Origin of the sequence: Legionella sp. km535 (assembly GCF_003990085.1) — a bacterium.
Lineage (GTDB): Bacteria > Pseudomonadota > Gammaproteobacteria > Legionellales > Legionellaceae > Legionella > Legionella moravica.
Genome location: NZ_RZGU01000016.1, coordinates 47,269 through 58,932, shown reverse-complemented (window position 1 = coordinate 58,932; position 11,664 = coordinate 47,269). Strand labels below are relative to the sequence as shown.

Here is an 11,664-nt window from a genome sequence, read left to right as displayed (position 1 = left end):
AGGGACTAATTCAATGAACGCATTTCAGATCGAAGAATCCTTTCCAACACTTATTACTCCCAGGAAACATTTTACATTTGAGAAGTTAATTGAAGAGGTTCAAAACAATAAGCCAATTATTGAACAACTACTTCTTAAGAATAGTGCATTACTTTTTCGGGGCTTTCCATTCAATGCACCGGATCAGTTTTCTGATTTTATTAAATCGCTTAAACTGGGTACTTGCGTAAACTATCTATTGGGTGACAGTCCTCGTGATAAGATAAAAGACACTGTATACACCTCAACGGAAACTCCATCAGGATTTCATCTCCCTTTACATCAAGAGCTTTCTTATATTAAAAAATTCCCCAAACACATTTACTTTTATTGCCAAATTGCACCAAGCCATAGAGGAGAGACCATTATTGCTGATGCCCGAGAAGTTTATCAGAGTCTCTGTCCTGAAGTTATCCAGTGTTTTCAAGAAAAGGGCTTAAACTATGTATCACACTACTATTACAAAGACAGATTAATGATGACACTTAATCGATTTGCTCGTTCGCATAAATCCTGGATGGAGGTGTTTGAAACACACGATAAATCAGAGGTCGAAGACATCTGTCGAACGAATGAAGTATCCTTCCAGTGGTTACCCTCTGATTGGATTAAATTAAAACAAAATAGACCGGCAGTAATGACGCATCCCATCACCCAGGACACGGTATGGTTCAATCAAGCTCATCTCTTTGATTTCAATCCCAGGTTATTGGGTTTACTCAATTATATAGGAACAAAGATTCTTTACTGTCGCCCTTCTACTTCACTGCATGAAATACGATTTGGAGACGACAGTCCCATTCCGCGTCCTTACCTATATCATATTCTCGACGTATTAGACAAAAAAACGGTTGCTTACCCATGGAGACAAGGAGATGTAATGGTATTGGATAATATTCTCGCCATGCACGGCAGAGCACCGTTTAAAGGGAAGCGCCGCGTTTTAACGGCACTAACCATTTAAATAGACATTTACACTTTAATTTGGGAGATAGTCTGGATAATATCCTTCCCCAGGCCCTCAATAAAAGCGGTTTTAAGATTACCTGAGACAATGAGTTGGGCATTATTATCATTATCTCGTTCGAACCAGATGTTTAAAATGTTTTTCTCCACCATTCTATCGCCTTGATGTGTTTTTACTGGGACTAAATCTAAAGCAAACAATGGCGTACCTTTTGCATTTGAAATAAAATTATTCATAATATTAAGATTAATAAAAAAACAATTTTTTTTACTGGCAATAAACACCTTAAAAAACATACTTAATATGCGATAGTCCAATCGATACTTTGAGAACAATCGCGAATAAATTCTGGATAAACCACCAGTCAATGCAGTGCTGATTTTGTTGTTTTTCCATCCCTTTTTTAATAAAAATCCCAGCTTGACGATGATGGGACACGATTGATAAGGAGATGAAGCAGTAATGGATTGTTGTACCTCTTGAGATAAATACAGAAAATCTGAAGCATGACTTAAATCAAGTCTGAGAATATCAGAACGAACAAAAAGACCTATAGATCGATCGTACTCTTCATTATCACGAGTTGATTTTACAAGATTGATAGCAATCAATTGGTTTTCGTTATGCAGTACATAAGGCTTGACACAAACAGAAGCCGCGGCCGCCAAACTATCCGTAAGACACAAACGATGCTTGGAACAGTATGCTTCTAATTGGCCAACCATTTCGTCAGAAATGGTAAAATAACAGGTATTGACCGCCTTACCTTTTTTAATGATGTGCTCTTCCGGGAAACATAGATATGGCACATCCGCCAAATACTGCTCCCAGAAATTCATATTTTTTCTCAAGTCATTTTGCGCTCTATGAATATCCTTTACGACATAATCTTTGAACTGTCTTCTGTCAGAATACAAGGCCACTTCTTTATGATGCAAAGAGGCCAAATAATAATTGGACATGTTACTCCAGAATATTCCCGGAGAAACTTCGTCACTGATTAGATGCGAAAGAGCGATTTGTAGTTCAAAACACTCTCCTCCCAATTGAAATAATCTAAGCCTGAATAAGTGATTATCCTTTTTCCAGGAACAGTGTTGTAACACATCAAGAGACTTACTTAATTGTGCTTCTTGCTGCTCTAAAGACAAATCGCCAATATCAATGACTTCTACTTGAGGCGGAGGCAATTGTTGCTCTTTCTGAATGGGAGCAAAACGGTGAATACGATAGCTCAAGATTGGATCCGTTTTACAAACACGTTCTATTGCAGTATTGATACAATTTATATCGAGTGAACCTCGAAACCGTTTTCTGTCAATAATATTAAGTATCTTTGCTTTCGGATAGAATGCTCTCATGAGCCAAAATAAAAACTGTAATTCGCTTAAAGGAATGACGTGATAATCTGTTCCCGTATCCGGCGCAGTGGACTCTGCCTCACCAATGATGGGTGCTTTTTCAATCCTTTTAGCTAATTCAGTGATGGTTGGAGCACTATAAACATCCTTCAACCAAATATCTTTTTTTAAAGTGGATCGAATTTTGGTAAGAATACGGGCTGCGGCCAAAGAATTACCACCCAAATCAAAAAAATCATCATCAATATGAATATTCGGTATATGGAGTCCCTGCTCCCAAATCGCTTTAAGGACGAACTCTAACTCTGTGCCTAAAAAGGGCTTCTTATCCTGCGCCCATGAATGTGGCACTGGGAGTTTTGGGCGATCGATTTTACCGTTGGATGTTAGAGGAAGAACTTCTAAAAACTTATAAAAAGAGGGAACCATATATTCTGGTAGTTGTGTAGCCAAAAACGTGCGCAGCTCATTCTGGTTGAACCAAACTCCCTGTTGCGGTACGCAATAGGCAATTAATTGTTTTTCAGCAAATGGCGCACTGTCCCAGGTTTTGGCAAGAACCGCCACTTCCTTCATCCCTGGGTAATTCATCAGACAGGATTCGATTTCTTCAGTCTGGATTCTAAAACCTCGAATCTTGACTTGATTATCCCTACGCTCGACAAACTCAATACTTCCATCGGGTAAAAAACGACAGAAATCACCAGTTTTATACAGGCGATCGGAACTCTTATCACTAAAGGGATCGCGAATGAAGTTCTGTTCCGTACTCTCTTTACGATTGAAATACCCTTTTGCAATACCTTTACCACCAATATACAACTCGGCAATTTCTCCTGGAGGTACCGGGTTTAAATGGTCATTCAGTATATATAATTGTGTGTTTAATGCAGGCCAACCAATGGGTATTTTATCTTTATACTGATCAATATTATTTTTATCGATTTTGATCCATGAAGTCGCTACCGTTGCTTCGGTAGGCCCATATTCGCAAAACATAATATGATCGGGAAATTGATGCAGCCAATCTTCAAGATCTTTAGCAAAAAGCGAATCGCCACCGAATACGATATATTTTAACGACAAGTGTTTTTTTTCACTTAAAACGGCTTCCTTTAAATTCCTAAAATGCCCCGGAGTTGATTTAATTATGGTTACTTGATTCTGCTCTAAAAAGTTCATATACAAATAGGGATCTTTTTTTGTTTCAGTAGGACATATGACTATTCGTGCCCCTTGCATCATGGGAAAAAGAGTCGTTGCCACTGCAAAATCAAAAGAAACCGACGATGAAAAATCAAACACATCATCTTGATGCACAGCCAGCGCCTTACTGAACCAGTGAATAAAGTACAGGACGTTTCTGTGAGTAATCATGACACCTTTAGGGGTTCCGGTAGAACCAGAAGTATAAATTATATAAGCTAAATCATCAGGTTGATTAAGAGCGATTGGATTGTTTATCGAATAATGACTTAATTCAGAACGCTGATTGTCAAAACACCATATACAGGATTTAATGGAGTCAAAGAGTTTTAGCTCGGTAGACTGAGTCAATATCACGTCTGCTTTAGTATCTTCCAAAATGAATCGGATACGTGAAACAGGATTATCAGGATCCAAAGGAATATAAGTACTGCCTGCTTTGAGTATGCCCAAAATACTGATGAACAAATCAAAAGAAGGTTTCATACATAAGGCAACCATCATTTTTTTATTGCCCGAGAGTTGACGCAAATGATGTGCCAGTTGATTTGCTTTTGCATTCAACTCTGAATAAGTCATTTTTTCGTCATTTAGTATAAGCGCGGTATGATACGGACTGTGAGCCACATGCTCTTCGAATAATGTCGGTAAAATGTGATGAAGGGGAACATTAGATTCTGTTTTGACCAATTCATGATAATTATTTTTTAGTTCTTCCATATCAATACTCACAATCCCTGTCAGTATTTAAAGTCTAGAACAGTTTGCATTTTTTTGCGTATTCATCACGAAGCAACTTCATGATTTGGTTGATCTTTATTTCAGATATTTGTTCATCCAATCTGTATAGCGTTGCAGTCTGTCTACCAAATAACTGGGGACAGACAAGGAGTGATATTCATTCGGATAAATCACTAATTGTGTAGGTATGTTTAATGATTTCAATGCCTGATACAATTGCTCTGAACCTTGGCAAGGTACGTTAAAATCCAGCTGAGCGCATAAAAACAAGGTAGCGGTTTTAATGCGATACGACTTCATAAATGGATAACTTAATTTCATATATAAATCGGGGTGTTCCCATGGTTTTCCTAGTTCCAATTCATATTCAAGGCTGTATTGATCAGCCCCATAACCTGATAAAACATTAGCTGATCCTGCACCAGAAAATGCAGCTTTAAACCGAGTGTCACTGGCTATGACATAATCAGTCAGTATTCCCCCATAACTCCAGCCACCGACTGCCAATCGCGCTGGATCAGCAACTCCCAAAGAAACGGTATAATCTACAGCTGCCAAAACATCTTTAACATCAAGATTACCCCAATCAGCATAGATGGCTTTGGCAAAATCAAAACCCCTTCCAGAACTACCCCGAGGATTGGGGGCAATAACCACATAACCATTGGCAGCAAACCATTGAAATTCAAAATTGAATTCATGGCTGAATTGATAGACAGGCCCACCATGAAGATTTAAAAGTGCCGGATAAATCTTTCCATTCTGATACTGAATGGGCTTCACCAATAACCCTTGAATCAGGGTTCCATCAAAACTTTTGAATTGTATGTCCTCTGCAGGTTGAAATTGTACTTCATCCAAGAGTTTTTTATTGTGCTGAGTTAAGGGAATCAAAGGGGTAGCTGTCAAAAACAATTCCGCAGGATGTACATCATCCGTACTTAACACAATAATCTGATTTGTTTCTAATACAAAATCCATATCAGTTCGTGGTCCATCGGTTATCCGAGTAATCTGACCGGTTGCACTGTCAATTTTATTCAGTGACGTAGTTCTACTTTCCTCAATTAAGACATAAATACTTAATCCATCAGGTGACCATTTAGGCTTATAGAACCATTTATCCATCGGCGCAATGATCGATTCACTGCCATCCGAGACACGAACCACAGCCAGTTGCGTTGGCGAATAATAAATCCATTTATCTTCTTTACTGCGTAAGTATGCAATCTTAGTGCTGTCCGGACTCCATGATAAGTTGGACTCCAAATCAGGGTCCATATCACTCCCCATATAATGAGTCAGCTGTTTTTCCTTGGCATGCGCGATCGGTTCAATAATATAAATATCATAATTTAAATGTCTGTCAGCATCTTTGCCTCGTTTTGTAACATACGCAATGTATTTACCGTCGGGAGACCAGGCGGGTAGATATTCATCGTGTTCACCAGAAGTCAGCATCGTAATTCGACCATCAGCAATATCAACCCGATACAAATGATCATAAATATCAGTCAGATAACCGCTTCCATCGGCTTTAAATTGAAATCGGTTTACCACAATCGGCTTGTCCACTAATTCATCATCTGAATTGTCTGTTTCATTACCAATAAAAGCGATGCTCTTTGAATCAGGTGACCAAACAAAATCGCTGATTTCACCTTGAGTATGAGTTAATTGATGGCCCTTTCCTCCCTTCGCAGGCATGAGCCAGATTTGTGTGGTATTTTGCTCTCCGGCATCCGAAAGATAGGCTAGCCAGGTACCATCTGGACTCCATTTGGGAAGAGAATTGGTTTCTTCTTGTGAACGGGTCAGTTGCTCGATATGTTGTCCATCGAGAGATACTCGCCATATGTTACTAAATGACGAATCTGTATCCTCATTTAATTGACTGACGCTGTAGGCCACCCACTGGCCATCTGGAGATACATCTGGCTCTCTTACATCAGCAATACGATATAAGTCATGAAGTTCAGGAACCCTTTTTCCAGTCCATCCATTTTGACAGATGCAAACACAAAAAAAAATACAGAAAACAATACGCCTCATGTCAACAAGTCCCTGTTGTACTTCATTGATTCTTGAACTGACTGAATTTTATATAAAAAAGTATAGGTTATAATCGAGCTTTTTCAGTAAAGAGAAAAAAATCTCTGGTATAGCTAAGCTAATGACTTATAGTGAAGGGTTCATGGATACGGATTTTAAGGCTCCAAAGCCCATCTAGCATTGCGCTAATATGGGCTTTGGGCTTGACTGGGTGAAAGAACAGTTCTTTCAATGCCATTATACAAAGGATACCCTAATTTTTACGATTAGCAGTTATTTTAAATGCCACCGTTACTTCATCTTTGATTGCATCAGTACTGGCCCATTCACCTTGACCAACACCAAAAGTACTTCGCTTAATAGACGCAGTGCCATTCACCAAAGCATGATTCTTGGGAGACTCTTCCGCAGTAAATGTTAAAGTAACTGGTGCTGACTTATCCCTTATCGTAAGAATACCATCTGCCTCATAAGTTTTTTCGCCAATTTTATTAAATTGGGTCGCCTTAAATTCCGCCTTCGGGAACGCTTTTACATCAAACCAATCCGGAGCTTCCAGGGTTGTTGTAATATCCGCATAAGAAGCTGTAATTGATGTCATATCAATGACTATATGAATTGAACTTGCTTTATAATGTTCAGGATCAACGAAAATTTCACCGCTAAATTTTTTAAATGAACCTGTAACTGGTGCGTTATTTTGCGTACCAGTAAAGGTTAGCTCACTTTCTTCAGGTATGATGTCCCATTGAGGTGATGTTGCTGAGGTCACAGTATATGAGAAACAAACCAATAATAAACCGAAAATCCAGTAAAAGCCTGATTTCATGGCAACATTCTCCTTAATATGTCATCCTTGTTAATAAAATGGTGCTTTAAGGCTGCAGCGGTATGCAGCATGATTGCCAAAATAAGAGCATACCCAAGCCATTCGTGTATCCATTCAAACAACAGTCTATTCTGTTCGTTTGGTGCAACAAGATTTGGCAAGGTAAACAAACCAAAGAACGAGGCAGGTAATCCAGCTGAAGAAGTAATAAGCCAACCGCTGATGGGCATGGCAAACATAAAACCATAAAAAGCCCAATGCATGCATCGTGCAGCTATTTTTTCCAATAGAGGCAAAGCCAGCTCTGGCATTTGATTGCTCAAACGCCAAATGATTCTTAATATCGCCAAAAACAGCACCAGAAAACCAAATTCTTTATGCCACCCATAGAGCTTTAGTTTATCGAGACTAATGGGAAGATTGACCATATACAAACCCAAAATCAATAATCCAATCATCAGAATTGCAATAACCCAATGTAAAGAGATGGCAACGATTCCAAAACCTGAGCTGCTGTTTTTAATGTGCATGACGATCCCTTATTTTTTATCCTGATACGCTTCAGCCCCTATTTGCAGAGTCACTTCATCACCCAGATTGGGAAGCAAGGTATCCATACCAAAATCAGAACGTTTTATCGTTCCAGTTGCAGTAAATCCTACCGTATTTTTATTGTTAATCGGATTCACGCCCACTTTATTAAGAGTCACATCAAGAGTCAGTGGTTTACTTACACCGTGTAAAGTCAATGTGCCCTCTACTTTTGCTGTTTTATCACTTAATACATCCACTTTATTACTTACAAAGGTTGCTTTGGGAAATTGAGCCACGTCGAAGAATAATTTCCCTTTCAAGTGTTTGTCTAATTCAGGAATACCCGTGACAACATCCGCCACATTAACCGTCACATTCACTTTACTTTGATCTGGATGATCTTTATCAAGTACAAGATCGCCACTGGCATACCATTTACCTGCCTGACTGGAAAAACCTAAATGGTTAATAGTCCAGAGAATATAGGTGTGTTGATTATCCAGAGTAAACGCCTCTGGTGCTGAAAAAGCCATGTTGGAACATGACCACATGGTCATAATGGATAAGATTAAAGTTGAGAATGATCGTTTCATATGCATTTCCTTATGAACAGTTATGAGTAGACTGAGTGTAGTCTATTTTCCAGCTTCAAGGGAACCACCAACAATTTTTTCGCACAACCCTTTTGGCATGAGCAAAAAAGCGTCTTTTTGGTTGTCTTTCGTTGCGGAACCCGCACAAGATGCCGTAGCAGTCGCGCAATCATTCATCCCTGTCTTGACGATTCCGTAGCATTTTTCAGTAGCGGAAGCGGGATCTGTGGTATCTGCCATAGCATTATTTGAGGTAGACAGAACAAAAAATGCAGCCATGGCTGAGTGAATTATTTTATCTAACGGGGGCATCCCTATCCTCCAGATTCATTGAATAACACCATTTGTTGACAACGCTTCACTTAATTCCAAAAGTCACCAGACATTGGGAATGATTTGATGAATTGCCAACACTCCATAATATTAGTACAGGATTAAATTATAGGATCGCGCTTAAATAGTCAAAAGCTTTTCTAGCGTATTCCAAAGGTGGTGCTTTACCAGGATCCTGCTCGGCCTCAACGATCATCCATCCTTCATATTGAGCCTGCTTCAGTGCCTTAAAAACCGAGTTAAAATCTATAGCTCCATCGCCGGGAACGGTAAATACCCCAGCCCGCACTGCATCCATAAAGGATAATTGCTGTTGTTCTGTTTGTTTTAATACTTCCGAGCGTATGTCCTTAAGATGGACGTAACGAATCCTGTCCCCATATTTTGCGATTAAATTTAATGGATCAATCCCCGCGAAAGCAGCATGACCAGTATCCAGTAATAGAGAAAGGAGTTGTGGACTGGTATTCTGCATCAGATAATCAATTTCATGCTCATGATACACACCAGTTCCTGCGTGATAATGATAAACAATGGTCATATTAAAGTCATAAGCTATTCTGCCCAAGGCATGAAGCCCATTAATTAAATGCCCCCACTGCTCCTGACTGAACTCGGGTTTATAAGGGCTGATTATTGCTTGTTCTGTTCCCTGAATTGCATGCCCACATTCACACACATTAATATAAGATGCCCCCATTGCCCGCATGAAGCTCATATGATCCATAAATCGGGATAAAGTACTTTGGTATTGGCTGGGCTCAGTAAAAAAGGTACTGAACCATGCACTGGATAATTGAAGACCTTGCGCTCCTAATGCCTCTCTTAAAACTGTAATGTCCCGAGGATATTTATTACCCAATTCGGTACCAACATACCCAGCCAGGGCCATTTCCCTGATGCACTGTTCAAAGCTGATGTCTTTACCTAAATTGGGATCATCATCATTACACCAGTTAATGGGAGCAATGCCTAATTTAATATTCATAGTGTATTCCTTAATACTAAAGGTCTAATCTCAGACTGGTACTCTTTTTTCACAGACAACTTATCAACAAGCTGCCTGTGTCGACCAGCCATAGCTTTTAGAAATGAGCATTGTTCAATTGCAATCTCCCAATTTCATGCGTCAATATTAATAGAGTCTGACGTGCTCAAGCTGTTCATTCATTTGTTGATATGCTTTAGTGACTGCATCTGAGCTGGAAACTTCCGCAACCCCAACTCGCCACCAGGTTTGATATCCTTGACTCATAGTCTTTGGCAACACAGGCAAAACAATAACATTTGCAACCGAATCATCTTTGGCTTTTTTTAAGGACTCCGCCAGCTGCTGGTATGAATCCGCAAAATACGTTTTAGCACCCAGAGCTGCAGCATATTGACAAAAATCTATAGGCAGATATTGACCTGTTAAGCGGTTGGTTTCCAGGTTTCTGTACCGAAATTCAGTACCAAACCCATTACTTCCATTACCCTCTTGTAAATTTCTGATGCACTGAAAACCATGATTATCAAAAAGAATAATCGTAATTTTCTTTTGCTCCTGAATACAGGTTACCAACTCGGAATGCATCATAATAAAGCTACCATCACCTACCAATACATAAACTTCACCCGGTGCGTTTTCTTTAGCGAGTTTAACACCCAATCCTGCAGCAACTTCATAACCCATACACGAATAAGCATATTCCAAATGATAATCTTTCGATTGTTTTGATTTCCATAGTCGATGCAAATCACCAGGTAAACTGCCAGCCGCACAGATAACCACATCGTCTTTCGATGCAAAACGATTCAATTCAGCCAATACAGCGGTTTGATGCAAGCCTTTACTGACTGAATCAGGAGGTGTACACACACGGTGCATTTCCTGTTCCCATTCTGATTTAAACTGCTGAATTAATCGTTGATAGTCTGCAGGGCTTTGATAGTCCCCTAGGCTTCTGTCTAACTGCTGCAATCCGGTTTTAGCATCCCCTTTCAGCATCAAGGCGTTCATTTTCATCGCATCAAGACGAGATACATTTAAATGAATCAACTGAGTCTTACCGTTCTTAAACCCCCATTTTGACGCGGTAGTAAAATCCTGCAAGCGCGATCCGATGACTAAAATGACATCAGCCTGTGCGGCCAATATATTCGCGACTTCCGAACCGGTTACGCCTATCCCTCCAACGTTCATGGGATGGTCGCTCGATAAACTGCTTTTACCAGCCTGCGTTTCAGCTACAGGAATCGCATGACGCAAGGCAAACTGAGAGAGTACCTCTGTAGCCAAAGAGTAATGTACTCCTCCACCTGAGATAATAAGCGGTTTTTTAGATGCCACAAGAACGTGCATTGCCTCAGCAAGTGCTCGATCACTTAAGGGCTCTCTTTCGATGTGCCAAAGCCGCTTGTCAAAGAATGAACGATCATACTCATAGGATTCAGCCTGTACGTCCTGAGGCAAGCATAAAGTTACAGCTCCGGTTTCTATTGGATCGGTTAATACCCTCATCGCATTCATACACGCAGTGAGTAACTGTTCTGGTCGTGTAATTCTGTCCCAATATTTACTCACCGGTTTAAAGCAATCATTCACCGAAATGGTGTAATCATGAGGAACTTCCAATTGCTGCAAAACAGGATCGGGCTGTCTGCAACTGAACACATCACCAGGCAACAGTAACAAGGGAATGCGGTTGGTGGTCGCTGTGGCTGCTGCCGTAATCATATTGGTAGCACCAGGACCAATTGACGAAGTACAGGCAATAATACCCAACCGATTTTTCTGTTTGGCAAAAGCTGTTGCAGCGTGTGCCATACCCTGTTCATTATGACCTTGATAGTAAGTGATTCCACAATCGGCATATTCCAGAGCTTCGCCCAGACCGGTCACATTGCCATGTCCAAAAATACCCATTATTCCATTAACAAACCGATACTCAGAACCATCAATAACCACATATTGATTGGCTAAAAACCTTAGTAAAGCTTGAGCCATAGTCAATCTGACTTTCATTA

The 11,664-nt window shown here is 40.0% G+C and carries 9 protein-coding genes; 1 reads left to right on the top strand and 8 read right to left on the bottom strand.

Annotated elements, in window-relative coordinates; genetic code table 11:
• Positions 1-13: 13 nt before the first annotated feature.
• On the top strand, positions 14-1,003 hold the full coding sequence (locus ELY21_RS10540; protein WP_127109324.1) for a TauD/TfdA family dioxygenase: 990 nt from the start codon (positions 14-16) through the stop codon (positions 1,001-1,003).
• Positions 1,004-1,011: 8 nt separating this feature from the next.
• Here the strand turns inward: ELY21_RS10540 and ELY21_RS10535 are convergent, their stop codons facing one another.
• The 8 genes from ELY21_RS10535 to iolD all read right to left on the bottom strand — a co-directional run bounded on the left by ELY21_RS10535 (position 1,012) and on the right by iolD (position 11,662).
• Positions 1,012-4,293, bottom strand: coding sequence for an amino acid adenylation domain-containing protein (locus tag ELY21_RS10535; protein WP_148111690.1), 3,282 nt, complete (start codon positions 4,291-4,293; stop codon positions 1,012-1,014).
• 96 nt (positions 4,294-4,389) lie between these two features.
• The gene (locus ELY21_RS10530; RefSeq protein WP_127109320.1) at positions 4,390-6,366 is read right to left on the bottom strand and encodes a S9 family peptidase; all 1,977 of its coding nucleotides are present in this window, start codon (positions 6,364-6,366) and stop codon (positions 4,390-4,392) included.
• A 253-nt stretch (positions 6,367-6,619) separates the two neighbouring features.
• The gene (locus ELY21_RS10525; RefSeq protein ID WP_127109318.1) at positions 6,620-7,195 is read right to left on the bottom strand and encodes a YceI family protein; all 576 of its coding nucleotides are present in this window, start codon (positions 7,193-7,195) and stop codon (positions 6,620-6,622) included.
• Complete coding sequence (locus ELY21_RS10520; protein WP_127109316.1) at positions 7,192-7,725, bottom strand: cytochrome b; 534 nt, start codon at positions 7,723-7,725, stop codon at positions 7,192-7,194. Before ELY21_RS10520 ends, ELY21_RS10525 begins: the two co-directional genes overlap by 4 nt.
• 9 nt (positions 7,726-7,734) lie before the next feature.
• Entirely contained in the window at positions 7,735-8,322 is a 588-nt protein-coding gene (locus tag ELY21_RS10515) for a YceI family protein (RefSeq protein WP_127109314.1), read from the bottom strand.
• A gap of 42 nt (positions 8,323-8,364) precedes the next feature.
• The gene (locus tag ELY21_RS10510) at positions 8,365-8,634 is read right to left on the bottom strand and encodes a DUF2282 domain-containing protein (protein WP_127109312.1); all 270 of its coding nucleotides are present in this window, start codon (positions 8,632-8,634) and stop codon (positions 8,365-8,367) included.
• 127 nt (positions 8,635-8,761) lie between these two features.
• Positions 8,762-9,643, bottom strand: coding sequence for a myo-inosose-2 dehydratase (iolE, locus tag ELY21_RS10505; RefSeq protein WP_127109310.1), 882 nt, complete (start codon positions 9,641-9,643; stop codon positions 8,762-8,764).
• Between the two features lie 147 nt (positions 9,644-9,790).
• Complete coding sequence (gene iolD / locus ELY21_RS10500) at positions 9,791-11,662, bottom strand: 3D-(3,5/4)-trihydroxycyclohexane-1,2-dione acylhydrolase (decyclizing) (RefSeq protein ID WP_127109308.1); 1,872 nt, start codon at positions 11,660-11,662, stop codon at positions 9,791-9,793.
• Between the last annotated feature and the right edge of the window lie 2 nt (positions 11,663-11,664).